We start from the raw sequence: 24,034 nt of genomic DNA on the forward strand, positions 1-24,034 counted from the left end.
CGAGGGCAGGTCGCCCACGGCCGTAGCGGGCTTCACGGGGCGGGAGTTAGGGTCGGATGATCTTTCTTTCTGATCCGATGTGGGGGTTTGGGGCATGGCGCTCTTCGGGAACGCACACAAGATCGATCCGGCGCAGGCGCAGCAGGACTTCGCTCGGCTGCTCGGCCAGGGGGAGCAGGTGCACGCCGCGTACCTGCTGATCCGCGACACGATCTTCTTCACCGACCGGCGGCTCGTGCTCGTCGACAAGCAGGGGATCACCGGCAAGAAGGTCGAGTACCACTCGATCCCGTACCGCAGCATCACGCACTTCGCCGTCGAGACGGCCGGCACGTTCGACCTGGACGCCGAGCTGAAGATCTGGATCTCCGGCAGCCAGCTGCCGGTCCAGAAGACCTTCACCAAGGGCGTCGACATCTACGAGGTGCAGGCGATCCTCACGCAGTTCGTCGCCAAGTAAGCAGGTCGAGGGGAGGGTTTTTGGGGGAATCCCTGAAAACCCTCCCCTTTTGGGTGAACCTGTCTGATTTGCATGTCAGTTGAATATGCCCTCGGCCTAGCTTGCGTGGCGGAGGTGATGATCGATGGACGCGATCGACATCGATGACCTGGCGTACGTCGCCACCGGAGCGTGCCTGCGGCGGCTGACCGCGCCGGACGGCACCCACTGGTTCCCGGTGGTGGACGTGGCGAGACGGCTGGGGTACGCGGGGACGCGGGAGGCGCTGCGGACCGTGGCGCTGCCCGAGGAGTGCCTGGCGGCCGCGCGGGACCTCGGCGGGGGCGCGGGCTTCCCCGGCCGGTCCACCGGGATCCGGGCGTCGACGCGGATGGTGAGCCTGGAGGGGCTCGTCCAGCTCGTCGGGGCCTGCCGCAGACCGGAGGCCGGGCCGTTCCGGGCGTGGACGGCGGGGGTGGTGGCGGCGGTCCAGCGATACGGCGGATACGGCCTCGAACCCTCGCCGGTGCACGCCGGGTACGTGCTGCCGCCGGAGCTGGTCGACGTCCTCGTACGCCTTGAGGGGCGCTTCGACGAGCGGGCCGCCGCGTATGCCGAGCACGCCGAGTACGCGGAGCTGCTCCGCGAGACCCGGCAGAGCCTCTCCAGGGTCGCCGACTCCCTGGAGCGGCTCGCCGTGCCCCGCCAGCGCACCGGCGCCGCCGTCGCCCTCACTCCGCAGGAGCTCGTCGAGTCCTGGGCCATCACCGGGGACATGCGGACGGTGGCCTCCTGCCTGGCCCCCGCGCTGGTCCGGGGCGGGGTGCGCTACCGGCCGCAGGACGTCACCCGCCGCACGGGCCTCTCCTGCGAGCGCGTCCGCGACTGCGTCCGCCTTCTCCTCGAACGCGGCTGCATGCGCGAGGTGGGCAGACCGGCCCCGGACGGGACCCGCATCTACGTGCTGCCCTGAAGGGCCGGGCCGGCTGGGACCCGCATCTACGTGCTGCCCTGAGAGACCTGGTCCACCGCCACCACCTGGTACGCGTCCTCGTACACGATCCGGCCCGGGTCCGCCGACTCCAGGCGTACGCAGGGCACGCCGTGGTCCCGCAGGATGCGCAGGTACGGGGCGACCCGGGCCAGCGCCTCGGTCGCCGTCGGCCGGAACCAGGCGGCGGCCCCCGGGTTCACCGCCGGGTCGTAGACCGTCGGGTCCACCGTCGTCGGGTTCGGGAAGTGCGCGTCGTACCAGTCGTTCGAGGCGCGCCAGATCCTCCACTCCTCGGGGGAGAGCCGTCCCTCCCGGGCCAGCGCGTTGGCGAGGCCGAAGACGCCGGGGTGGTGGCCCCGCGGGCTGCGGGTCGGGGACTGGAAGCGGATGTGGCGGAGACTGGACACCGGAGCAGGGTAGAGAGGTGGGCGCGTGGAGTGGTGGTGCCGGGGGATCGGCTGGGGCGGCGGCGTGCCCGGGCTCCGGTGGCGGGGCGGGCGCGTCAGCACGCTCACGTACGGGCAGCGGCTCGCCTTCCGGGCCGTCGGGGTCCGGCGGTGTCCCGGGGCCCGCGGCAATCCCTGCCCCCTGGAGGCCGTCGTCCCGGGGCGGGCCACCGGCGGGCGGTGTCCGGAGTGCGCGCGGCTCGACCGGGCCCATTCCGTCGCGGCCGACACCCTCGCGGACGACCCGCAGCCGTACCGCGTCTACCTGGCCTGGTTCGGGCCCGGCATGACCAAGGTCGGGATCACCGCCGAGGCCCGCGGCGAGGCCCGGCTCCTGGAGCAGGGGGCCGTCGCGTTCAGCTGGCTCGGCCGGGGTCCGCTGATGGCCGCCCGCCGCACCGAGGAGGTCCTGCGGCAGGCGCTCGGCGTGCCCGACCGGGTGGCGTACGAGCGCAAGCGGGCCGCCCGGCACGCCCTGCCGCCGGCCGCGGACCGGGCCCGCGAGGTCGAGGAGCTGTACCGGAGCGCCCGGGCGGTCGGCGGCTGGACGGAGACCCTGGAGCCGCTGGAGTTCGCCGCGCGCGACCACGTGGAGGCCTTCCGCCTCGCCGGGCTGCCGCCGCTCGACGGCACGGTCGCCGAGCTCGTCGGCGGCGGCGTCGTCACCGGGCGGCTGCTCGCCGCGGCCGGTCCCGATCTGCACCTCCTCGCCCCCGACGGGCGCTGTCTCGCCCTCGACACCCGGCTCATGGGCGGCTGGATCCTTGAGGCCGCCGGGGCGGACGAGGACTTCTCGGTGCCGGTGACGGCGGTGGCCCCCGTGGTCGAGACCGCCCAGGAGGGGCTGTTCTGAACCCCGGATCCTCCTTCGTAAAGTCTTGGATCCCTTTCCCCGGCCGCCGTGGACATCCCGCCTCCGCCCCGGCGAGGGTGATCACATGACCCCGAAACTGGTGGCGGGCCTCGAACCGCCTTACTACACCGCTGTCTTCACCTCGATCCGTCCCGACGCCCCCGAGGGCTACGCCGAGACCTCCGCCCGGATGCAGGAGATCGTCCGGGAGATCCCCGGCTTCCTCGGCTACGAGTCCGCCCGCACTCCCGGCGGCATCGGCATCACCGTCGCCTACTTCCGCGACCTGGAGTCCCTCGACGCCTGGCGCCTCCACACCGAGCACCAGGCCGCCAAGGCGCACGGCCGGAAGCACTGGTACGACAGCTACAGCGTCCACATCGGCAAGGTGGAGCGGAGCTACGGCTATGAGCGCGAGTGATGCAGGAGGGCTCCCCTGTGCCCCCGAACAGCTCGCGGGCGACCCCGAAGGGCTGCTGACTCGGCTCGGGCTCCCCGGGCTCGTCGACGTGCACACGCACTTCATGCCGCAGAACGTCCTCGACAAGGTCTGGGCGTACTTCGACGCCGTCGGGCCCCTGACCGGCGTCGAGTGGCCCATCACCTACCGCGAGGAGGAGGAACGCCGGCTCGCCCTCCTGCGCGGGTTCGGCGCGGTCGCCTTCACCGCGATGCTCTACCCGCACAAGCCCGGCATGGCCGCCTGGCTGAACTCCTGGGCCGCCGACTTCGCCGCCCGCACACCCGACTGCCTGCACACGGCGACCTTCTTCCCCGAGCCGGGCGTCGACGCGTACGTCCACCAGGCGCTCGACGCCGGGGCCCGGGTCTTCAAGGTGCACCTCCAGGTCGGCGGCTTCGACCCGGGCGACCCGGCGCTCGACGCCGTCTGGGGGACGCTCGCCGACAGCCGTACGCCCGTCGTGGTCCACTGCGGCTCCGGCCCCACCCCGGGCAACTTCACCGGCCCCGGGCCCATGGGGCGGCTGCTCGCCCGCCATCCCCGGCTGCGGGTGATCGTCGCCCACATGGGGATGCCGGAGTACGGAGAGTTCCTCGACCTCGCCCAGCGGTACGAGGACGTCCACCTCGACACCACCATGGCCTTCACCGACTTCAGCGAGCGGCTCGCGCCCTTCCCGGAGAACGAGCGCAAGCGGCTCCTCGACCTCGGCGACCGGATCCTCCTCGGCTCGGACTTCCCGAACATCCCGTATCCGTACGTCCACCAGCTCCACGCCCTCGAACGCCTCGGGCTCGGCGACGACTGGCTCCGGCGCGTCCTGTACGAGAACGGAGCCGCGCTGTTTCACGTGAAACACGTCCCGTGACCCCGGGGCCTTTCTCAGGGAATTCACAGGAAAGGGAAAGAGGCCTCTCAGCGGCGGCCGACACCGTGGTGCCATGACCGTCACCACACGCCGCACCGGCACCCACGCCGACATGCTCCGCGCCGACGGAACCGCCGTCCGGGTGCTCGTCGTCGACGACGAGGCCTCGCTCGCCGAGCTGCTCTCCATGGCCCTGCGCTACGAGGGCTGGCAGGTCCGCAGCGCCGGGGACGGGGCCACCGCGCTCCGCTCCGCGCGCGAGTTCCGGCCCGACGTCGTCATCCTCGACATCATGCTCCCGGACGTCGACGGGCTGAACCTGCTGGGGTCGATCCGCCGCGAGCTGCCCGACGTACCCGTGCTGTTCCTGACGGCGAAGGACGCCGTCGAGGACCGCATCGCCGGGCTCACCGCCGGCGGCGACGACTACGTGACCAAGCCCTTCAGCCTGGAGGAGGTCGTGGCCCGGCTGCGCGGCCTCATCCGCAGGTCCGGGGCCGCGCAGACGCGCAGCGAGTCCCTGCTCGTCGTGGGGGACCTGACCCTCGACGAGGACAGCCACGAGGTCACCCGGGGCGGCGAGTCCATCCACCTCACCGCGACCGAGTTCGAGCTGCTGCGCTACCTCATGCGCAATCCGCGCCGGGTGCTCAGCAAGGCGCAGATCCTCGACCGGGTCTGGTCGTACGACTTCGGCGGCCAGGCCAACGTCGTCGAGCTCTACATCTCCTATCTGCGCCGGAAGATCGACGCGGGCCGCCCGCCGATGATCCACACCCGGCGCGGGGCCGGGTATCTGATCAAGCCGGGGGAGTAGGGGACCGTGCTGCGTGGCGTACGGCGGCCGTGGTCGCTGCGGACCCGGCTCGTCGTGTCGGCGGTCGCGCTGATCGCGGTCGTCGCGGCGGTGATCGGCACGGTCACGACGATCGCGTTCCGCTCGTACCTGTACGACCAGGCCGACGAGCAGGTGCGGGCCGTCTCGAACCGGGCCGCCGGGCCGCCGATCGCCATGGGCGCGCCCGATCCGGTGCGGAGCCGGGACCCGCTCGGTTTCGTCGTCGATCGCGGCGTGCCGAACGGCACGCTCGGGGCCGTGCTCACGGGCGACGGCGTCTCCTCCGCCGGATATCAGGCGGAGACCGAGGACAGCGGTGCGTACGGTGTGCACTTCCGGGTCGAGAAACTCGACGAGGCCCAGACGGCCGCCCTCGCAGCCGTCCCCCGGGACGGCCGGCCGCACACCGTGGAACTGCCCGGCGGCCTCGGCTCGTACCGGGTCCAGTACTCCGCCGGGGCCCACGGCGAGTTCCTCACCGGCATCCCCCTCACCGAGGTCGAGGACGCCCTCTCCACCCTCGTCCTCGTCGAGCTGAGCGTCACCGGCGCCGGGCTGGTCGCCGCCTCGCTCGCCGGGACCGTGCTCGTCCGGGTCGCCCTCCGCCCGCTGCGGCGGGTCGCCATCACCGCCCGTCAGGTCGCCCGGTTGCCCCTGCACAGCGGGGAAGTGGCGCTCCATCAGCGCGTCCCGGAGGCGGAGGCCGATCCGCGCACCGAGGTCGGTCAGGTCGGCGCGGCCCTCAACCGGATGCTCGACCACGTCCACTCGGCCTTCGACGCCCGCCAGCAGAGCGAGACCCGGGTGCGGCAGTTCGTCGCGGACGCCAGCCATGAGCTGCGCACCCCGCTCGCCTCGATCCGGGGGTACGCGGAGCTCACCCGGCGCGGCCACGAGGAGTGCGGACCCGACACCCGGCACGCCCTCCTCCGCATCGAGTCCGAGGCCACCCGGATGACGGGCCTGGTCGAGGACCTCCTGCTGCTCGCCCGGCTCGACGCCGGCCGGCCCCTCTCGTACGAGACGCTCGACCTCGTCCCGCTCGTCGTGGACGCCGTCAGCGACGCCCGCGCCGCCGGACCCGACCACCACTGGCGCCTCGAACTGCCCACGGCCGCCGCGGTCGTACGGGCCGACGGCGCCCGCCTCCAGCAGGTCCTGGTCAACCTCCTCGCCAACGCCCGCACCCACACCCCGCCCGGCACCAAGGTCACCGCGCGCGTCCGTACGGAACCGGCGGCGGCGTTCGTCGAGATCGAGGACGACGGCCCCGGCATCCCGCCCGCGCTGCTCCCGGCCGTCTTCGAACGCTTCGCGCGCGGCGACGCCTCCCGCTCCCGGCACGCCGGATCCACCGGCCTCGGCCTCGCCATCGTCCGCGCGGTCGTGCTCGCCCACGGCGGAGAGGTGACCGTCGAGAGCGCCCCGGGGCGGACCGTCTTCACCGTCCGGCTCCCCGTGAACCGGGCCTGACAGCAGGACTCACAGGCGGGCCACAGGCTCATCACACAGCCGTGACAGCGGGGCCCGGGAGTGTCCCTGTCATGCGAACCCAAACCCTCGGGGAAGCCCTTCCCGCCCGGGATCACCTGCCGGTGAACGTGGCCGGACGGCCCGTCCTGGACGTGGTCGTCCCCGTCTACAACGAGGAGAAGGACCTGGAGCCGTGTGTCCGCCGGCTCCACGAGCACCTCCTCCGGACCTTCCCGTACGGCTTCCGCATCACCGTCGCCGACAACGCCTCCACCGACACGACCCCCGACGTCGCCGCCGGCCTCGCCGCCGAGCTGCCCGAGGTGCGCTCCGTCCGGCTCGAACAGAAGGGCCGCGGCAGGGCGCTGCGGACCGTGTGGTCGGCCTCGGACGCGCCCGTCCTCGCCTACATGGACGTCGACCTGTCCACCGACCTCAACGCGCTGCTCCCGCTGGTCGCGCCGCTCATCTCCGGCCACTCCGACCTGGCGATCGGCTCCCGGCTCTCCCGCTCTTCGCGGGTGGTGCGCGGGCCGAAGCGGGAGTTCATCTCGCGCGCCTACAACCTGATCCTGCGCTCCTCGCTCGCCGCCCGGTTCTCCGACGCGCAGTGCGGCTTCAAGGCCATACGGCGGGAGGTCGCCGAGCGGCTCCTGCCGATGGTGGAGGACACCGGCTGGTTCTTCGACACCGAGATGCTGGTCCTCGCCGAGCGGGCCGGGCTCCGCATCCACGAGGTGCCGGTCGACTGGGTGGACGACCCCGACTCGACCGTCCACATCGTGCGGACCGCCACCGACGACCTCAAGGGCGTCTGGCGGGTGGGGCGGGCCCTCGCGACCGGTTCGCTGCCCCTCGACCGGCTCGCCCGGCCCTTCGGCGACGACCCCCGGGACCGTGAACTGAACGGTGTGCCGGGCGGCCTCGCCCGCCAGCTCGTCGGCTTCTGCGTGGTCGGGGTCCTGTCCACGCTCTTCTACCTGGCGCTGTACTCGGCCTTCCGCGTCGGCGTCGGCCCGCAGCTCGCCAACGCCGCCGCCCTCCTCGTCTCCGCCGTCGCCAACACGGCGGCCAACCGGCGCCTCACCTTCGGCGTACGGGGCCGGGACCGGGCCGTCCGCCACCAGGCGCAGGGGCTCGTGGTCTTCGCCATCGGCCTCGCCCTGACGAGCGGTTCGCTCGCCGCCCTCGGCGCGGCGACCGGCGATCCGGCGCACTCCACCGAGCTCGCCGTCCTGATCGTCGCCAACCTCGCCGCGACCGTCCTGCGCTTCCTCCTCTTCCGGCTCTGGGTCTTCCCGGACCGCGCCTCAGCAAGGAACGAACGATGACCACTCCGCCCACCGCCGTCCACGCGGCGCCCCGCAGCGGCCGACTGGCCCGGCTGTGGCGCGGCCGCGCCGAGGACGCCCCCTGGGTCCGGCCCGCCTTCCTCGGCCTGCTCGCCGCCACCGCGCTGCTCTACCTGTGGAACCTGAGCGCCTCCGGTTACGCCAACTCCTTCTACTCCGCCGCCGTCCAGGCGGGCGGCGAGAGCTGGAAGGCCTTCTTCTTCGGCTCCCTCGACGCGGCCAACGCCATCACCGTCGACAAGCCGCCGGCCGCGCTCTGGCCGATGGCCCTGTCCGTCCGCCTCTTCGGGCTCGGCTCCTGGCAGATCCTGGTGCCCGAGGTGCTCATGGGCGTGGGCACGGTCGCCGTGCTCTACGCGGCCGTCCGGCGCAGGTTCGGCGCGGGCGCGGGCCTGATCGCGGGCGCGGTCCTCGCGCTCACGCCGGTCGCCGCGCTGATGTTCCGCTTCAACAACCCGGACGCGCTGCTCGCGCTCCTGATGACGGTCGCGGTGTACTGCGTCCTGCGCGCCCTGGAGCAGGAGGCGGGCAGCGCGAGGTGGCTCGTGTGGGCGGGCGTGGCCTTCGGTTTCGCATTCCTCGCGAAGACCCTCCAGGCCTTCCTGATCCTGCCGCCGCTCGCCCTCGTGTACGGGGTGTGCGCGCCCGGCGGCCTCGGCCGGAGGCTCGGCCGGCTCGCCCTGGGCGGGCTTGCGATGCTCGTCTCGGCGGGCTGGTGGGTGGCCGTGGTCGAGCTGTGGCCGAAGTCCTCCCGTCCGTACGTCGGAGGCTCGCAGAACAACAGCTTCCTGGAGCTGACCTTCGGCTACAACGGCCTCGGCCGCATCAACGGCAACGAGGTCGGCAGCGTCGGCGGGGGCCGGGGCGGCGCCGGCCGGGTGGCGGAGAACATGCCGGCCGGGATGGAGCCGCCCGTCCGTGCGGGCGGCGGCTGGGGCGAGACCGGCATCGGCCGGATGTTCAACGACCAGATCGGCGGCCAGATCTCCTGGCTGCTCCCGGCCGCGCTGCTGCTGCTCGTCGCCGGGCTCGTGGTGACCTGGCGGGGCGCGCGTACGGACACGGCGCGCTCGGCGTTCCTGGTCTGGGGCGGCTCGCTGCTGATGACGACGGCCGTCTTCAGCTTCATGGCCGGCATCTTCCACGAGTACTACACGGTGGCCATGGCCCCGTACGTCGCCGCCCTCGTCGGCATGGGTGCGGCGGTGCTGTGGGAGGAGCGGACCCGGTTCCTCGCCTCCGCGGCCCTCGCCGCCTCGGTCGCGGTGACGGCGGTGTGGGGCTGGACGCTGCTCGGCCGTACGCCGGACTGGCTGCCGTGGCTGCGCTGGGCGGTGCTGGTCGCCGGGTGCGCGGCGGCGCTCGGGCTGCTGCTGGCGCTCCGCGTCCGAGGGGCCGACCGGCGGTTCGGCCTCGCGGCGGCGGGCCTCGGCCTCGCGGCGGGCCTCGCGGGCCCCTTCGCGTACACCCTGGCCACGCTGGCCGACGGGCACCAGGGTTCGATCGTGACGGCGGGCCCGTCCGGCGCGGCGACGGGCGGCCGTGGCCCCGGGATGCGGGGCGGCACCCCGATGTTCGTCCTGTACGGCCCCGGGCCGGGCGGCCAGGGCGCGGGCCAGGGCCAGGGCGCGGGCCAGGGCGCAGGCCAGGGCATGGGCCAGCCGCCCGGCGGCGGCCAGGCCCCCGGTGGTCAAGGCGGTCAGGCCCCCGGCGGCCAAGGCGGTCAGGCCCCCGGCGGTCAGGCCCCCGGTGGTGGGCCCGCGCAGCTCCCCGAGGGTGTCCGTCCCGGCACCGTCGGCGGCCTGCTCAACGGGGCGAACGTCGGCACCGAGGCCAAGCGGAAGCTCCTGGCCGGCGCCGACGACTACACCTGGGTCGGCGCGGCGATCGGCGCCCAGAACGCGGCCGGCTACCAGCTCGCGACCCAGAAGCCCGTGATGGCGATCGGCGGCTTCAACGGCAGCGACCCGTCACCGACCCTCGCGCAGTTCAAGCAGTACGTGGCCGAGGGGAGGATCCACTACTTCATCGCCTCGGGCGGCGGCTTCGGCGGCGGCTTCGGGGCCGGCGGAAGCAGTGCGCAGATCACCTCGTGGGTGGAGTCCACGTTCGAGAAGACCACTGCCGACGGCGCCACCTTCTACGACCTGACCAGGGAGAAGCAGCCCCGCGAAAATAACCCCTATACAGCGTAAGGGAGCTCCTATACGGTGTACGAGCCTTGGCCTCGTACACCGTATAGGAGTGTCGTATGACAACCCCCGCCCGCCATCCACAGCGCTGGCTCATCCTCGGCGTCATCTGTCTCGCCCAGCTCACCGTCCTGCTCGACAACACCGTGCTCAGCGTCGCCATCCCCTCGCTGACCTCGGAGCTCCACGCCTCCACCACCGACATCCAGTGGATGATCAACGCCTACTCGCTCGTCCAGTCCGGCCTGCTGCTCACCGCGGGCAACGCCGCCGACCGCTACGGCCGCAAGAAGCTCCTCGCCGCCGGCCTCGCGCTCTTCGGCCTCGGCTCGCTCGCCGCCGGCCTCGCCGGCTCCACCGCGCAGCTGATCGCCGCCCGCGCGGGCATGGGCGTCGGCGGCGCACTCCTGATGACCACCACCCTCGCGGTCGTGATGCAGATCTTCGACGATTCCGAGCGGGTCAAGGCCATCGCGCTCTGGTCCACGGTCGCCTCGCTCGGCTTCGCCGGCGGCCCGCTGATCGGCGGCGTGATCCTGAACCACTTCTGGTGGGGAATGATCTTCCTGATCAACATCCCGGTCGCGGTCGTCGCCCTCGTCGCCGTCCTCAAGCTCGTCCCGGAGTCCAAGAACCCGCAGGGCGAGCGTCCCGACCTGCTCGGCGCGCTGCTCTCCACCATCGGCATGACCGCCGTCGTGTACGCGATCATCAGCGGCCCCGAGCACGGCTGGCTCGCCGCGCAGGTCCTGGTCCCCGCCGGGATCGGTGTCCTCGGGCTCGGTGCCTTCGCCCTGTGGGAGCTGCACACCCCGTACCCGATGCTCGACATGCACTTCTTCCGGAACCAGAAGTTCATCGGCGCCATCGGCGGTTCGATCCTGGTCGTCTTCGGCATGGGCGGCTCGCTCTTCCTGCTCACCCAGCACCTGCAGTTCGTCCTCGGCTACGAGCCCCTCGAAGCCGGTCTCCGGATGGCGCCGCTCGCCCTGACGATCGTCGGCCTCAACCTGACCGGCGTCGGCCCCAGGATCGTCATGAAGCTCGGCACCCCGCCCACCGTCGTCCTCGGCATGACCCTGGTCGCCGCGGGACTCACCTCGATCGCGCTGCTCGGCGGCGGCACGGACGGCAGCTACTGGGGCATGCTGCTCGGCCTGGTCCTGATGGGCGTCGGCATCGCCGTCTCCTCCCCGGCCATGGCCAACGCGGTGATGAGCGCGATCCCGCCGGAGAAGGCGGGCGTGGGCGCCGGCATCAACGGCACCCTGGCCGAGTTCGGCAACGGTCTGGGCGTCGCCGTCCTCGGAGCCGTGCTCAACGCCCGCTTCGCCGCCCTCGTCGCCGTCACCGCGACCTCCCTGCCCGCCGCCCTGGCCGCCGCCGGCGGCGAGGCCGAGCGCCGGCAGATCTCGGACGCCTTCGCCTCCGGCCTCCAGACCAGCCAGCTGGTCGGCGCGATCGCCGTCTTCGCCGGCGGTCTGCTCGCGGCGGCCCTGCTCAAGCGGGCCGAGCGCACGGAGAAGGCAGTGAACACCGAGCAGCCGGTCGCTGCCTAGCATGGTGACGGACCGCTGACAGACGGAGGAACGCGATGGTCAAGGCAGCCGATCGGGCCAAGAACCCGGCGCGTTCCAGCGTCTGGCTGGAGAAGAGGGCCGCTCGCAGCGGCGGCGGCCCGGCCGGGCTCGACCGGGACCGGATCGTGGCCGCCGCCGTCCGGATGCTCGACGAGGAGGGCCTGGCCAAGCTGTCGATGCGCAAGCTCGCGACCGAGCTGAACGTCACCGCGATGTCCCTGTACTGGTACGTGGACACCAAGGACGACATCCTCGAGTACGCCATGGACAGCGTCTACGGGGAGATCGACCTCGCGGCGGTCGACGCCGCCGGGAGCTGGCAGGAGCGGATCCGGCTGCTCGCCCTGGACTACCGGCGGATGCTGGTCCGCCACGGCTGGATGTCGCCGAGCGCGGGCCAGTACCTGAACATCGGCCCGAACTCGATCGCCGTCGGCCAGAAGATCCACGACACGGTCGCGGAGACCGGCCTCTCGCTCGACCGCCGGCCGAGCGCGATGTCGGCGGTCTTCCAGTTCGTGTACGGCTACGGGACGATCGAGTCCCAGTTCGGCCGGCGCGCGGCGGAGGCCGGGATGTCTCAGGACGAGTTCTACGTCGACTCGGTGAGCGCCTTCCGGGACGACCCGGACCTCACGGAGCAGATCGAGGGCCTGAAGGAGATCCTCGACGAGCGGACCTCGCACGACAGTCTCAGCGAGATCTGGGACCGCGACTTCGGCTACGCCCTGGACGTCCTGATCGCCGGCATCGAGGTCATGGTCGCGCGCGAGGCCGCGGGCGACACGGAGAAATGACGGAGCGGCGGGCCGTCCCCTGCCCGCCGCTCCGTACCGGACCCGGCCGCGCCTCCGCTCGAAGCGCGTCCGGGAGCTTTTTTACTCGGCCTCGGCCTTCGCCGTGTTGCTCTTCAGCGCGACTTCCTTGATGAACAGCGTCACCACGAAGGCCAGCAGTGCGAACGGCGCCGAGTAGAGGAAGACGTCCGCGACACCGTGCCCGTACGCGTCCTCCATGACCGTACGGATCGGGGCCGGCAGCTTGTCCATGTCGGGGATGCCGCCGCCCGAGCCGCCCTTGCCCAGGGCGGCCGCGGCCTTCGGGCCGAGCTCGGCCAGGCCTTCCTTGACGTAGTCCGTGACCCGGTGGGCCATGACCGCGCCGAGCGCCGAGACACCGATCGCACCGCCCAGGGAGCGGAAGAAGGTGACGACGGAGGAGGCGGCGCCGAGGTCGGCGGGTGCCACCTGGTTCTGGGTGCAGAGCACCAGGTTCTGCATCATCATGCCGAGGCCGAGGCCGAGGACCGCCATGAAGAGCGCGATGTGCCAGTACGCCGTGTCGTAGCGGATCGTGCCGAGCAGGCCGAGGCCGCCGGCGGCCAGGGCGCCACCGCTGACCAGCCACGCCTTCCAGCGGCCGGTCTTGGTGATGACCAGGCCGGAGACGGTGGAGGAGATGAACAGGCCGCCGATCATCGGGATGGTGAGGACGCCGGACATGGTCGGCGACTCGTTCCGCGCGAGCTGGAAGTACTGGCTGAAGAAGACCGTGCCCGCGAACATCGCGACGCCCACGGCGAGCGAGGCGAGCGAGGCGAGGGTGATCGTCCGGTTGCGGAAGAGGCGGAGCGGGATGATCGGCTCGCTCGCCTTGGACTCGACGAGCACGAAGACCGCGCCGAGGAGGACCGAGCCGCCGACCATGGCGGCCGTCTGCCAGGACATCCAGTCGTACTTGTCGCCCGCGAAGGTGACCCAGACGAGGAGCAGGGAGACGGCGGCGCTGATGAAGAAGGCGCCGGCCCAGTCGACCTTGACCTGGCGCTTCACGACGGGGAGCTTCAGGGTCTTCTGCAGGACGATCAGGGCGATGATCGCGAAGGGCACGCCGACGTAGAAGCACCAGCGCCAGCCGAGCCAGTCGGTGTCGGTGATGACGCCGCCGAGCAGCGGGCCGCCGACGGTGGCGACGGCGAAGGTCGCGCCGAGGTAGCCGCTGTAGCGGCCGCGCTCGCGGGGGGCGATCATCGCGGCCAGGATGATCTGGGAGAGGGCGGTCAGACCGCCGACGCCGACGCCCTGGACGACACGGCAGGCGATGAGCATGCCGGTGCTCTGCGAGAGGCCGGCGACGACCGAGCCCGCGACGTAGACGATCAGGGCTATCTGGACGAGCAGCTTCTTGGAGAAGAGGTCGGCGAGCTTGCCCCAGAGCGGGGTGGTCGCGGTCATCGCCAGGAGGGCGGCGGTCACCACCCAGGTGTAGGCGGACTGGCCGCCGCCCAGGTCGGTGATGATCTGGGGGAGGGCGTTGGAGACGATCGTCGAGGACAGGATGGCGACGAACATGCCGAGCAGCAGCCCGGACAGCGCCTCCATGATCTGCCGGTGCGTCATCGGGGCGGTCTCGCCGCCACCGCCGGTACCGGTGACGCCGTCCCGCGCACCGGTGTCGGGCGTGGTCGTAGCCATGAACTTCCTTTTTCTCAAGCGTGGTGGGCCTGGGCCCGGCAGTCCCCGAAGGATTCGCGGAGGCGGACCAGCAGGTGGGTGAGGAGTTCGACGTCGTCGTCGGACCACTCCGAGAGGTGGCGGGAGAAGGCCTCGGTCACCCGGCGGTCGAGCTCGCCGAGCATCGCGTGGCCCGGTTCCGTGAGCCGCAGGATGCGGGAGCGCTTGTCCTCCGGGTCGGGCAGGCGCTCGATCCAGCCGTGATCCACGGTGTGGGCCACATGGCGGCTGCACACGGACATGTCGACGGCCATGAGTTCGGCGAGGCGGCTCATCCGCATGTCGCCGTGGTGCTTGACCAGGGCGAGCACGGCCGCCGAGCCGCCCTGGCATTCGACGGGCAGGACACGGGCGAGTCCGCGCTTCACGGCTCCGATCGCACTCACCGAGCGGGCGAGTTCCTCGTACCTGTTCCGTGTCGCCATCGGGCACCCCCGTCCATCTTGTTGCTTAGGGCAACCATAGAGATGGATGGTTGCTTCAGGCAAACTAAATCGGTCAAACGGCGCTAAAGAATCGGTAAAGGTGAAGGGGTGGTGCCGGGGCTTGGGCCCTCCACCCGGACTTCGCTAGGGTCCTGGCCCATGGCACACAACCCCCAAGCACCGTACGGCCAGGGCCAGCCCCCTCAGGGTCCCGAGGGCTACGACCCCGCCGGCAGCACGCAGATGTTCCGCGCCTTCGTCGACGAGGGCACCCCGCAGCGGCAGCAGCCGCAGGTCGCGGCCGCGTCGGGCGGCCCCCGGGTCGGCCTGATCGTGGGCGTCGTCGCCGCGATCGTCGTCCTGGCGGCCGTCGCCTGGCTGGCGCTGGGCTGACCACCGCTCCGTACCCCCGCAGAGGTGGGCCGGTCCGCAGCACGCGGACCGGCCCACCTTTTTTACGTGCTCACGGGTCTACGTGTTTTACGTGCTCGCGGATCGACGTGCTCGCGGATCGACGTGCTCGCGGACCTACGTGCTCACGGAATTACTTACTCACACGGAATCCAGGGCGGGCGCGAGCACCGCGAAGGCCTCCTTGATCAGCCCGCCGGGATCCTCGACGCCCTCGCCTTCGCCCTCGCTCCACCGGTGCAGTACGGCGTCGAAGGCGGCGAGCGCCATGCCCGCCGCGAGCCGCGGGTAGAGGTCGGTCCCGGGATCGCGTCCGAGCCGGGCCGCCAGCTCCTCCGTCAGCTCCTCGCGCCAGCGGGCCTGGTGCTCCAGGAAGCGGGCGAGCAGCGCGGGCGTCCGCAGGATCAGCCGGACCACCGGCAGCGCGCGCTCGGCGTGGTCGTCGCAGACCGCCAGCGGTACGGAGACGGTGTGGAGCAGCGCCTCGGACGGCCGCTCCCCGGCGGGCCGGGCGGCGAGCCCCGCGCGCATGTCGGCGCCCATGCCGGCCAGGAACTGGACGACCACGTCCTCCTTGGACGCGAAGTACCGGAAGAAGGTCCGCTTGGAGACCCCCGCGGTGGTCGCGATCTCGTCGACGGTCACCGCGTCGAAGCCACGGAGGGCGAGCAGCTGGAGCGCCGCCTCGGTGAGCTCGGTCGCGACGAGCTGGCGTTTGCGCTGGGCGAGGGTGGTCACGGATCGATGGTACGCGGTGACTTCCGTGTCATCCAGAGCCGTGCTTGACACTCGGTGACACGAACGGCAACGTGTGCCGTATGACTGAGAAGCAGCGCTGGACCGCCGACCTGATCCCGGACCAGACCGGGCGGGTCTTCGTCGTCACCGGGGCCAACAGCGGCCTCGGCCTCGCCACCACGCGCGAGCTCGCCCGCCGGGGCGGCCGAGTGATCCTCGCCGTGCGGGACGAGGAGAAGGGCCGCCGCGCCGCCGAGGCCCTGGGCGCCGACGCACGCCTCCTCGACGTCCGCCCGCTCGACCTCGCCGACCTGGACTCGGTCCGGGCCTTCGCCGACCGGCTGCGCGCGGAGCACCCGCGTCTCGACGTTCTCGTGAACAACGCGGGCGTGATGGCGCCGCCCCGCACGCTCAGTGCCCAGGGCCACGAGCTCCAGTTCGCGACCAACCACCTCGGTCACTTCGCGCTCACCGGCCTGCTGCTCGACCTGCTCGCCGCCGGGACGGACCCGCGGGTGGTCACGGTCAGCTCGATCAACCACCGGCAGGGCAGCCTCCGCTTCGACGACCCGAACGGTGAGCGCGGCTACGCGCCGATGACCTACTACAACCAGTCGAAGTTCGCGAACGCCGTCTTCGGCAAGGAGCTGCACCGCCGGCTGACCGCGACCGCGAGCCCGGTCCGCAGCGTGCTCGCCCACCCCGGCTACACCGCGACGAGCCTCCAGACGAAGGACACCTCGGGCCTGGCGAAGCTGTTCTTCGGGCGGATCGGCAATCCGCTGCTCGCCCAGCGCCCGGAGCGGGGCGCGCTGCCCCAGCTGTACGCGGCGACCGATCCGTCGGTCGCGGGCGGCGAGTTCATCGGCCCGGACGGCATGGGCGAACTGCGGGGCGCCCCGACCCGCGTACGCCTCTCGGACGCGGCGGCCGACCCGGCGACGGGCCGCCGGCTGTGGGAGCTCTCGGAGGGCCTGACGGAGGTGCGGTACGTGTGATCACCGCCAGGTGGCGGTGACCTCGCGGGTGTCGACGCGCATGCCGAGCGGCACCCGCCAGGAGTCCACGCACACCGTGTACGTCTGCGTCCGCGCCGTCCCGGCGGCGATCGGTGCGGGCAGCGGCTGACGGGAGTCGAACGTCCCCCAGTCGGTGCCGAGCAGCCCGATGATGTGCGTCGCGAAGCCGACCGTGCCCGAAGTGGCGGCGGTGCCTCCGGTGTTGCGGAAGGTCACGGTGACCCGCTGGCACCAGCGCCGGTCGCCGTCCGCGAGGCTCGGCGCGGAGACGGTCAGCACGGCGGGCCCGGGCGGGGTGGTCGGCGTGGGTGACGGTGGGGGTGTGGCGGGGGCCGTGGGGCCGGGTGTCGTGGAGGGGGTACGGGGCGGGGTGCCGCTGCCGCCGGTGCCGGGTGCGGCCGTCGGAGCCGTACCCGATCCCGTACTCGACCCCGTACGGGAAGGTCCGGAGGTCCCGGAGGTCCCGGAGGTCCCCGGCGTCCCGGAAGGGCCCGGAGAGGCCCCTCCGCCGCCCGCGGAAGGCGTTCCCGGGCTCCCGGGGCTCCCCGGGGCCGCGGGCGACGGGGACGACGTGCTGGACGTCGTCCCGCTCTCCGAGGGCTCCAGGGGGACCAGGGTGACCACGCCCGAAGGGGCGACCGCGCCCTTCGGGGAGGGGCCGGCGCCGACCGCCGCGTACCCCTCGCCGTCTCCTCCGCCACCGCAGGCGGTCAGCGCCCCGCCGAGGCAGAGCGCCACCGCCGCGAGTCCCGGCTTCCTTCGCCTCATGCGCCCCAGTCTGGCTGACGAGCCGTCAACAGGGCAGTGGTTTGGGGGAAGTCAGTCGGAGATGAGGCCATCGCGCAGCTGGGCGAGGGTGCGGGTGAGGAGGCGCGAGACGTGCATCTGGGAGATGCCGACCTCCTCGCCGATCTGCGACTGCGTCATGTTGGCGAAGAAGCGGAGCATGATGATCTGCCGCTCCCTGGGCGGCAGTTTGGCGAGCAGCGGCTTGAGCGACTCGCGGTACTCGACGCCTTCGAGGGCCGTGTCCTCGTAGCCGAGGCGGTCCGCGAGCGAGCCCTCGCCGCCGTCGTCCTCGGGCGAGGGGGAGTCGAGCGAGGAGGCGGTGTACGCGTTGCCGACGGCGAGGCCGTCGACGACGTCCTCCTCCGACACCCCGAGCACGGCGGCGAGTTCGGGGACGGTGGGGGAGCGGTCGAGCTTCTGCGCGAGCTCGTCGCTGGCCTTGGTGAGGGCGAGGCGCAGCTCCTGGAGCCGGCGCGGGACGCGGACCGACCAGGAGGTGTCGCGGAAGAAGCGCTTGATCTCGCCGACGACGGTCGGCATCGCGAACGTCGGGAACTCCACGCCCCGTTCGCAGTCGAAGCGGTCGATCGCCTTGATCAGGCCGATGGTGCCGACCTGGACGATGTCCTCCATCGGCTCGTTGCGGGAGCGGAAGCGGGCCGCCGCGTAGCGCACGAGGGGGAGGTTGAGCTCGATGAGGGTGTCGCGGACGTAGGTCCGCTCCGGGCTGTCGGTGGCGGCGCCCTCGGTGTCGAGGGCGCGCAGCCGCAGGAACAGGGAGCGGGAGAGGGTGCGGGTGTCGAGGGCCCCGGGCGCGACCGGCAGCGGCGGCGGCGCGGTCTCGGCGGTCGCAGCGGTCTCCGCGCTGTCGGTCGCGGTCGGCGCCGTCGTCTGCGCGGGCACGGGAACGGGCGTGAGCGTGAGCACCTTCGAGCTGCCCAGTTCTGTGGACATGCCACCCCCTTGAGGTCGCGGACGGTCGCGGTGGCCGCGACCATCTGAGGAACGCAGCCTCCACCTGAATACCGGCGGCGGGGCTGCGGCAAACTCGGTTCCAGCAGAATGTCACATGTCGGCAACACGCTGTAGTGACTTGTCGACACGGCGAGGTTGCATTTCCGCAGGAAACAAGGGGTGTACGGCATTTGGGGTGCCGGAGAACTGCTCCGAACCGGTCTACCCGTTCTGGTTACGCCTCGATCCTGTTTGCGGATCTCAAGCGGGCGAAGCTGCGGGCGAGGAGCCTTGACACATGCATCTGGGAGACGCCGAGCTCCTGGCTGATCTGAGACTGGGTCAAGTTGCTGTAGTAGCGCAGCATCAGGATCCGCTGCTCCCGCTCGGGCAGCTGGACGAGCAGGTGGCGGACGAGGTCGCGGTGCTCGACGCCGGCCAGGGCGGGGTCCTCGTAGCCGAGCCGGTCGAGCAGTCCGGGCAGCCCGTCGCCCTCCTGCGCGGCCTCCAGGGAGGTGGCGTGGTACGAGCGGCCGGCCTCGATGCAGGCGAGCACCTCGTCCTCGCCGATCCGCAGCCGCTCGGCGATCTCCGCGGTCGTGGGGGAGCGGCCGTGAGCGGTCGTCAGGTCCTCGGTGGCGCCGTTCACCTGGACCCAGAGCTCGTGCAGCCGGCGCGGCACGTGCACGGTCCTGACGTTGTCGCGGAAGTACCGCTTGATCTCGCCGACGACCGTGGGCATCGCGAAGGTGGGGAACTGCACGCCCCGGTCGGGGTCGAAGCGGTCGATGGCGTTGATCAGGCCGATGGTGCCGACCTGGACGACGTCCTCCATCGGCTCGTTGCGGGAGCGGAAGCGGGCCGCCGCGTACCGCACGAGCGGCAGGTTGGCCTCGATGAGGGCCCCGCGGACCCGGTGGTGCTCGGGGGTCCCTGGTTCCAGGTTCTTGAGCTGCCCGAAGAGCACCTGGGTGAGTGCCCGGGTGTCGGCGCCCCGGCTGCTCTGCGGCCGGGGCCGCGGGGTGTCCGCGGCTCCGCCCGCCTCGTGCTGGGGCGGGACCTGAGGCGCTGTACTGGCCGGCACGTTCACGCCACCCCTTTGGCTGGTCTTGCTGGTCGACTGGGTCAACTACGGTCAACTCATCCATCAAAAGCGGTCATAGCATCACAAGACATGTCCACTGTGTGCAAGCACCGCATAGTGACGTGTTGAGGGCATGTTGGCGGAAAAAGGGGAGGTCACGCACGGAAAAGGCCCCCCGCCGCGACGGCAGGGGGCCTCGGGGTGAAGAGGAGGACTAGAAGGCGTAGTCCGCGATCACCCAGGTAGCGAACTCGCGCCACTGGGCGACACCCGCCTGGTGCGCGGGGTGGTCGAGGTAGCGCTGGAGCGCGTCCTTGTCCTCGACGGCCGAGTTGATGGCGAAGTCGTACGCGATCGGCCGGTCCGTGATGTTCCAGTCGCACTCCCAGAAGCGCAGCTCCGGGATCTGCTCGCCGAGCGCGCGGAACGCCTCGACGCCGGCGACCACACGCGGCTCGTCGCGGTCGACACCGTCGTTGAGCTTGAAGAGGACCAGATGGCGGATCACGGAAAGCTCCTAGTTGACGAGTTCGGTCATGAACTGACCGACTCCCTGGGCGGCGCTGGAAATGCCCTCGAACCCTACCTGCACCAGATCGGCCGCCCGGGCCGGGGAGGTGACGATCGTGTACAGCACAAAGACCACGACCGCGTAGAGCGCGACCTTCTTCGCTTGCGCCATCTGCCCAGCCCTCCCCTGTTCCCCCGCCTGTTCCCCCGCCGTACGACCGCGCCACTCTAACCGAGGCTTTATGGACCAAGGGCCCGGCGATCGGGGCCTTTCGCCGCCCCCGGAAGAGTGACGGGCGAGCAGTATGGATGTCGAGCCCGGCGGATCTGGCAGGAATCCGGGGGGCTCCTGGAACCGGCCCGCACTGCGGGGTCCGCGCCGCATGCTTCCCCCCTGACTGCGGCACGGGCTTGCAGGTCCGGTTCTCATCGGGGGGAGCGGCTTGTCCCCCCGATGCCGTTCCCCCCGTCCTACGTGAGAAGGCCCCGGCCGCGCCACGCGCGCGGACCGGGGCCTTTCCCGTGTGCGGGCCGGGGCCTTCCTCCCGTGTGGGGGCCGGGGCCAATCCCGCGCACGCAGGAGGAGATACGCCGAAGGGCCCGGCGCTGATGCGCCGGGCCCTTCGATCGAAGCGGTAGCGGAGGGATTTGAACCCTCGGTGACTTGCGCCACACTCGCTTTCGAGGCGAGCTCCTTCGGCCGCTCGGACACGCTACCGAGAGAGAGCTTAGCCCAACTTGGCCCTGCGATGAAATCCGTATCCCGCCGCAGGTCAGCGGGCGCGGAAGAAGGCGGTCAACTGCTCGGCGCACTCCTCGCCGAGGACGCCCTGGATCACCTCGGGGCGGTGGTTGAGCCGGCGGTCCCGCACGAGGTCCCAGAGCGAACCGGTCGCGCCCGCCTTCTCGTCGAGCGCCCCGAACACCACCCGCTCGACGCGCGACTGGACGAGTGCGCCGGCGCACATCACGCACGGCTCCAGGGTCACGACGAGCGTGCAGCCCGTCAGCCGCCACTCGCCGGTCACCGCGGCCGCCCGGCGCAGGGCGAGCACCTCGGCGTGCGCGGTGGGGTCGCCGGTGGCCTCCCGCTCGTTGTGCGCGCGGGCGATCACGGCGCCGTCCGGCCCGAGCACGACCGCGCCGACCGGTACGTCACCGGCCGGCCCGGCCGCCTCGGCCTCGGCGATCGCGAGCCGCATGGCGTCCCGCCAGGGGTCCCGTACGGGGTCGGTCGTGGACCGCGCCGTGGCGTCGCCCGTCGCCTCGCCCGGCGCGTCGGGAACAGGTACCGCGGGTGCCACTAGCGGACGGCCTCCAGGACGTCCGCGGCGCCCAGCGCGTCCGCGATCTCCGTGAGCGCGTCGGTGTCGAGGGCCAGCAGGTCCTCCGCCGACATGCCGAGGTCCGCCAGGATCAGCCGGTCGCCCACCGGAGCGGCCGGGACGGCCTCGGCGGCGACAGAGCCCGCCTCGTCGTCCTCGTCCTCGTCGGCGACCGTCGGCTCCCCGTCCTCGGTGCCGTCCAGGTCCAGCGTCTCCAGGTCGTCGACCAGGTCGTCCAGATCGTCCCCGAGGAGCTCCCGGGTGAGCATCTCCCCGTACGAGGAACGGGCGGCGGCGGCCCCGTCCGAGACGTAGATACGAGGGTCTTCCTCACCCTCGATCCGGACGATCCCGAACCACGCGTCCTCCTGCTCGATGAAGACGATCACCGTGTCGTCGTCCGAGGCCTCACGGGCGAGCTCGGCCAGATCCGACAGGGTCTCCACGTCGTCGAGCTCCGTGTCGCTCGCTTCCCACCCGTCTTCGGTGCGCGCGAGCAGTGCGGCGAAGTACACCTGACTCTCTCCCACTGATCAGAGGTGTGACGTTCCGGCGGCGCGAGCCTGATGCCCCGCCCAATCGGCATCGTGACAGATACGACGCCGTCAGGAGAGGTCTTCGGCTCTTGCGTCGTGCATCAGTCTGAACGACCCCGCGATCGGGCGGGCGTGCGACCCCGGCGCACGAAGGGGGCGCACAGCGGATGATCCGTCCGGGACCTCACCAGCGGAAGGTCCGCATGCGCATCGCCTGGCGCATCCGGGCGGCCCGGGCGCGTCGCGGCTGCACGCGCTCGCGCAGCGCCTTGGCCTCGTTCAGCTCGCGGAGGAACTGGGCGCGGCGCCTGCGGCGCTCCGCGTCGGTCTCCGGTGCCGGCGTGCGGGCCGCCCCCTCGGCGGCTTCCTCGGCCGGTTCTTCCAGGTCGGGCATCGGCCACACCACCCCATCGCTGGGTCCCTGTGCCCCCACTTTGCCCCGGTGGCGTGGGTCGACGCCAGTGCGCGGCGGGCTACTGTTGAGTCATGCGTCTCCACGTCGTCGACCACCCCCTGGTCGCCCACAAGCTCACCACCCTGCGCGACAAGCGCACGGACTCCGCGACCTTCCGCCGTCTCGCCGACGAGCTGGTCACCCTGCTCGCCTACGAGGCCACCAGGGACGTGCGGACCGAGCAGGTCGACATCGAGACCCCCGTCACGCCCACGACCGGCGTGAAGCTGTCGCACCCGCGTCCGCTGGTGGTCCCGATCCTGCGCGCCGGGCTCGGCATGCTCGACGGCATGGTCCGGCTGCTCCCGACGGCCGAGGTCGGCTTCCTCGGCATGATCCGCAACGAGGAGACGCTGGAGGCGTCGACCTACGCGACGCGGATGCCGGAGGACCTCTCGGGCCGCCAGGTGTACGTCCTGGACCCGATGCTGGCGACGGGCGGCACGCTGGTCGCGGCGATCCAGGAGCTCATCAAGCGCGGCGCCGACGACGTGACCGCGGTCGTGCTCCTCGCCGCCCCGGAGGGCGTCGAGGTCATGGAGCGCGAGCTCGCGGGCACGCCGGTGACCGTCGTGACGGCCTCGGTCGACGAGCGGCTCAACGAGAACGGCTACATCGTCCCGGGCCTGGGCGACGCGGGCGACCGCATGTACGGATCGGCCGAGTAGAAGGACCCCTAACGGCAGGGCTTCACCGCGGGCGCGGGCTTGGTCAGGGCGACCAGGGCCGCGTCCGCCGTCGCCTTCGGCGACAGCGTCTTGAACGCGGTCCCGATGATCAGGTCCACGTCGGCCGTACCCCGGGTATCGGTCTTGGTCGTGGCGCCCGCGAGCTGGGTGCCGAGGACCGAGAAGGCGCCCTTGGTGGCCGCGGGCGCGCCGAGCAGCAGTCCGGCGCCCGTGACCTTCTTGTCGTAGGCGGTGGGCGCGTTCCCCACCTTGCCGATCTTGAAGCCGCGCTTCTTCAGCTCGTCCGCGGTCGTCTTCGCGAGTCCGCTGCGCGGGGTCGCGTTGTAGACGTTCACGGTGATCTGCGCGGGCTTGGGGAGGGCGGCGGCCGCGGGGGTCGGCTTGGGCGCGGGTTTGCAGTCGGCCTGCTTCCCGGCCGTCGTCTTCGTTCCCCCGTCGCCGGAGAAGACGTCGACGAGCTGGAGCGTCCCCCAGCCGGCCGCGCCGAGCACGACCACTGCGGCGGCGGACGCGAGGACGATCCTGCGCCGGCGGTGGGGGCGGCGCATGCGGGGGTAGACATCCCCCGTGATGCGGTACTTACCGCCCATGCCGGGGGGAGTGAGCATGCTCATGAACGCAGCGTAATGCCGCCCGTCGGCGATGCCTACTTGATGATCATGTGATCGCGTCCGGATGGGGGTGAACTGACCCCGAAAGGCTCAGCGGGCCAGGGAGCTCGACGGCTCAGTCGAGTTCCAGGACGCGGGCGTGGAGCACCTGGCGCTGCTGGAGCGCCGCGCGGACGGCGCGGTGCAGTCCGTCCTCGAGGTAGAGGTCGCCCTGCCACTTCACGACGTGCGCGAAGAGGTCGCCGTAGAAGGTGGAGTCCTCGGCGAGCAGGGTCTCCAGGTCCAGCTGGCCCTTGGTGGTCACCAGCTGGTCGAGGCGGACCGGGCGCGGGGCGACGTCCGCCCACTGCCGGGTGCTTTCCCGGCCGTGGTCGGGATACGGCTTTCCGTTTCCGATGCGCTTGAAGATCACACGGAAAGCCTACCGGGCGAGCGGCTCCCGGCGCAGCCACGCGACGGCAGTGGGATGCTGGTGCAA

The 24,034-nt window shown here is 71.9% G+C and carries 28 protein-coding genes and 1 tRNA gene; 14 read left to right on the top strand and 15 right to left on the bottom strand.

Going from position 1 to position 24,034, the window contains the following annotated elements; all coding sequences use genetic code 11:
* The first annotated feature begins 94 nt into the window (after positions 1–94).
* Both AB5J54_RS20835 and AB5J54_RS20840 read left to right on the top strand, forming a co-directional pair.
* On the top strand, positions 95–460 hold the full coding sequence (locus AB5J54_RS20835; protein WP_369145418.1) for a PH domain-containing protein: 366 nt from the start codon (positions 95–97) through the stop codon (positions 458–460).
* A 124-nt stretch (positions 461–584) separates the two neighbouring features.
* Positions 585–1,412 (top strand): BRO family protein, encoded by an 828-nt coding sequence (locus tag AB5J54_RS20840; RefSeq protein WP_369145419.1) that lies wholly within the window; start codon positions 585–587, stop codon positions 1,410–1,412.
* A gap of 26 nt (positions 1,413–1,438) precedes the next feature.
* On the opposite strand, the gene AB5J54_RS20845 is transcribed toward AB5J54_RS20840, so the two are convergent.
* Positions 1,439–1,840, bottom strand: coding sequence for a hypothetical protein (locus tag AB5J54_RS20845; protein ID WP_369145420.1), 402 nt, complete (start codon positions 1,838–1,840; stop codon positions 1,439–1,441).
* 25 nt (positions 1,841–1,865) lie between these two features.
* On the opposite strand from AB5J54_RS20845, the gene AB5J54_RS20850 reads away from it, so the two are divergent.
* The 9 genes from AB5J54_RS20850 to AB5J54_RS20890 all read left to right on the top strand — a co-directional run bounded on the left by AB5J54_RS20850 (position 1,866) and on the right by AB5J54_RS20890 (position 12,295).
* Positions 1,866–2,732 carry a DUF2797 domain-containing protein gene (locus AB5J54_RS20850; protein WP_369145421.1) on the top strand — a complete coding sequence of 289 codons (867 nt, stop codon included), beginning with the start codon at positions 1,866–1,868 and terminating at the stop codon, positions 2,730–2,732.
* 85 nt (positions 2,733–2,817) lie between these two features.
* Positions 2,818–3,153, top strand: coding sequence for an antibiotic biosynthesis monooxygenase (locus AB5J54_RS20855; protein ID WP_369145422.1), 336 nt, complete (start codon positions 2,818–2,820; stop codon positions 3,151–3,153).
* Positions 3,140–4,063: an amidohydrolase family protein gene (locus AB5J54_RS20860; RefSeq protein WP_369145423.1), complete on the top strand. Its 924-nt coding sequence runs from the start codon at positions 3,140–3,142 to the stop codon at positions 4,061–4,063. The genes AB5J54_RS20855 and AB5J54_RS20860 overlap by 14 nt, the downstream gene beginning before the upstream one ends.
* A gap of 73 nt (positions 4,064–4,136) precedes the next feature.
* Positions 4,137–4,880 carry a response regulator transcription factor gene (locus AB5J54_RS20865; protein WP_369145424.1) on the top strand — a complete coding sequence of 248 codons (744 nt, stop codon included), beginning with the start codon at positions 4,137–4,139 and terminating at the stop codon, positions 4,878–4,880.
* Positions 4,881–4,886: 6 nt separating this feature from the next.
* The gene (locus AB5J54_RS20870; protein WP_369145425.1) at positions 4,887–6,374 is read left to right on the top strand and encodes a sensor histidine kinase; all 1,488 of its coding nucleotides are present in this window, start codon (positions 4,887–4,889) and stop codon (positions 6,372–6,374) included.
* Between the two features lie 71 nt (positions 6,375–6,445).
* Complete coding sequence (locus AB5J54_RS20875; RefSeq protein WP_369145426.1) at positions 6,446–7,705, top strand: glycosyltransferase; 1,260 nt, start codon at positions 6,446–6,448, stop codon at positions 7,703–7,705.
* Positions 7,702–9,921, top strand: a complete 2,220-nt coding sequence (locus AB5J54_RS20880) for an ArnT family glycosyltransferase (protein WP_369145427.1) — start codon at positions 7,702–7,704, stop codon at positions 9,919–9,921. The genes AB5J54_RS20875 and AB5J54_RS20880 overlap by 4 nt, the downstream gene beginning before the upstream one ends.
* A gap of 56 nt (positions 9,922–9,977) precedes the next feature.
* Positions 9,978–11,477, top strand: coding sequence for an MFS transporter (locus AB5J54_RS20885; RefSeq protein WP_369145428.1), 1,500 nt, complete (start codon positions 9,978–9,980; stop codon positions 11,475–11,477).
* A gap of 35 nt (positions 11,478–11,512) precedes the next feature.
* The gene (locus AB5J54_RS20890) at positions 11,513–12,295 is read left to right on the top strand and encodes a TetR/AcrR family transcriptional regulator (protein WP_369145429.1); all 783 of its coding nucleotides are present in this window, start codon (positions 11,513–11,515) and stop codon (positions 12,293–12,295) included.
* Positions 12,296–12,376: 81 nt separating this feature from the next.
* On the opposite strand, the gene AB5J54_RS20895 is transcribed toward AB5J54_RS20890, so the two are convergent.
* The gene (locus AB5J54_RS20895; protein ID WP_369145430.1) at positions 12,377–13,972 is read right to left on the bottom strand and encodes an MDR family MFS transporter; all 1,596 of its coding nucleotides are present in this window, start codon (positions 13,970–13,972) and stop codon (positions 12,377–12,379) included.
* A 14-nt stretch (positions 13,973–13,986) separates the two neighbouring features.
* Positions 13,987–14,436 (bottom strand): MarR family winged helix-turn-helix transcriptional regulator, encoded by a 450-nt coding sequence (locus AB5J54_RS20900; RefSeq protein ID WP_369145431.1) that lies wholly within the window; start codon positions 14,434–14,436, stop codon positions 13,987–13,989.
* A 159-nt stretch (positions 14,437–14,595) separates the two neighbouring features.
* Here AB5J54_RS20900 and AB5J54_RS20905 point away from each other — a divergent pair, with 159 nt between their 5' ends.
* Positions 14,596–14,829 (top strand): hypothetical protein, encoded by a 234-nt coding sequence (locus tag AB5J54_RS20905; RefSeq protein WP_369145432.1) that lies wholly within the window; start codon positions 14,596–14,598, stop codon positions 14,827–14,829.
* A gap of 159 nt (positions 14,830–14,988) precedes the next feature.
* Here the strand turns inward: AB5J54_RS20905 and AB5J54_RS20910 are convergent, their stop codons facing one another.
* Entirely contained in the window at positions 14,989–15,585 is a 597-nt protein-coding gene (locus tag AB5J54_RS20910) for a TetR family transcriptional regulator (RefSeq protein ID WP_369145433.1), read from the bottom strand.
* A gap of 80 nt (positions 15,586–15,665) precedes the next feature.
* On the opposite strand from AB5J54_RS20910, the gene AB5J54_RS20915 reads away from it, so the two are divergent.
* Positions 15,666–16,583 carry an oxidoreductase gene (locus tag AB5J54_RS20915; protein ID WP_369145434.1) on the top strand — a complete coding sequence of 306 codons (918 nt, stop codon included), beginning with the start codon at positions 15,666–15,668 and terminating at the stop codon, positions 16,581–16,583.
* On the opposite strand, the gene AB5J54_RS20920 is transcribed toward AB5J54_RS20915, so the two are convergent.
* The 9 genes from AB5J54_RS20920 to AB5J54_RS20960 all read right to left on the bottom strand — a co-directional run bounded on the left by AB5J54_RS20920 (position 16,584) and on the right by AB5J54_RS20960 (position 22,196).
* Positions 16,584–17,372, bottom strand: coding sequence for a hypothetical protein (locus tag AB5J54_RS20920; RefSeq protein WP_369145435.1), 789 nt, complete (start codon positions 17,370–17,372; stop codon positions 16,584–16,586). It abuts the gene before it with no gap.
* Positions 17,373–17,423: 51 nt separating this feature from the next.
* The gene (locus AB5J54_RS20925; RefSeq protein WP_369145436.1) at positions 17,424–18,347 is read right to left on the bottom strand and encodes an RNA polymerase sigma factor SigF; all 924 of its coding nucleotides are present in this window, start codon (positions 18,345–18,347) and stop codon (positions 17,424–17,426) included.
* A gap of 235 nt (positions 18,348–18,582) precedes the next feature.
* Complete coding sequence (locus AB5J54_RS20930; protein ID WP_369145437.1) at positions 18,583–19,431, bottom strand: RNA polymerase sigma factor SigF; 849 nt, start codon at positions 19,429–19,431, stop codon at positions 18,583–18,585.
* A gap of 214 nt (positions 19,432–19,645) precedes the next feature.
* Positions 19,646–19,939, bottom strand: coding sequence for a Dabb family protein (locus tag AB5J54_RS20935; RefSeq protein ID WP_369145438.1), 294 nt, complete (start codon positions 19,937–19,939; stop codon positions 19,646–19,648).
* Positions 19,940–19,948: 9 nt separating this feature from the next.
* Positions 19,949–20,113: a hypothetical protein gene (locus tag AB5J54_RS20940; protein ID WP_177181689.1), complete on the bottom strand. Its 165-nt coding sequence runs from the start codon at positions 20,111–20,113 to the stop codon at positions 19,949–19,951.
* A 461-nt stretch (positions 20,114–20,574) separates the two neighbouring features.
* Positions 20,575–20,659: transfer RNA gene (locus AB5J54_RS20945), tRNA-Ser, on the bottom strand.
* Positions 20,660–20,714: 55 nt separating this feature from the next.
* Positions 20,715–21,143: a tRNA adenosine(34) deaminase TadA gene (gene tadA, locus AB5J54_RS20950; RefSeq protein ID WP_369149412.1), complete on the bottom strand. Its 429-nt coding sequence runs from the start codon at positions 21,141–21,143 to the stop codon at positions 20,715–20,717.
* A gap of 101 nt (positions 21,144–21,244) precedes the next feature.
* Positions 21,245–21,781, bottom strand: a complete 537-nt coding sequence (locus AB5J54_RS20955; RefSeq protein WP_369149413.1) for a hypothetical protein — start codon at positions 21,779–21,781, stop codon at positions 21,245–21,247.
* 205 nt (positions 21,782–21,986) lie between these two features.
* Positions 21,987–22,196 (bottom strand): hypothetical protein, encoded by a 210-nt coding sequence (locus AB5J54_RS20960; protein ID WP_051787381.1) that lies wholly within the window; start codon positions 22,194–22,196, stop codon positions 21,987–21,989.
* Between the two features lie 92 nt (positions 22,197–22,288).
* On the opposite strand from AB5J54_RS20960, the gene upp reads away from it, so the two are divergent.
* Positions 22,289–22,924 carry a uracil phosphoribosyltransferase gene (gene upp, locus AB5J54_RS20965; protein WP_017240523.1) on the top strand — a complete coding sequence of 212 codons (636 nt, stop codon included), beginning with the start codon at positions 22,289–22,291 and terminating at the stop codon, positions 22,922–22,924.
* 8 nt (positions 22,925–22,932) lie between these two features.
* On the opposite strand, the gene AB5J54_RS20970 is transcribed toward upp, so the two are convergent.
* Positions 22,933–23,559, bottom strand: a complete 627-nt coding sequence (locus AB5J54_RS20970) for a LytR C-terminal domain-containing protein (protein WP_369145439.1) — start codon at positions 23,557–23,559, stop codon at positions 22,933–22,935.
* A gap of 112 nt (positions 23,560–23,671) precedes the next feature.
* Positions 23,672–23,968 (bottom strand): type II toxin-antitoxin system VapB family antitoxin, encoded by a 297-nt coding sequence (locus AB5J54_RS20975; protein ID WP_030209440.1) that lies wholly within the window; start codon positions 23,966–23,968, stop codon positions 23,672–23,674.
* Between the last annotated feature and the right edge of the window lie 66 nt (positions 23,969–24,034).

This window comes from Streptomyces sp. R44, assembly GCF_041053105.1.
In the GTDB taxonomy this organism is placed as follows: domain Bacteria; phylum Actinomycetota; class Actinomycetes; order Streptomycetales; family Streptomycetaceae; genus Streptomyces.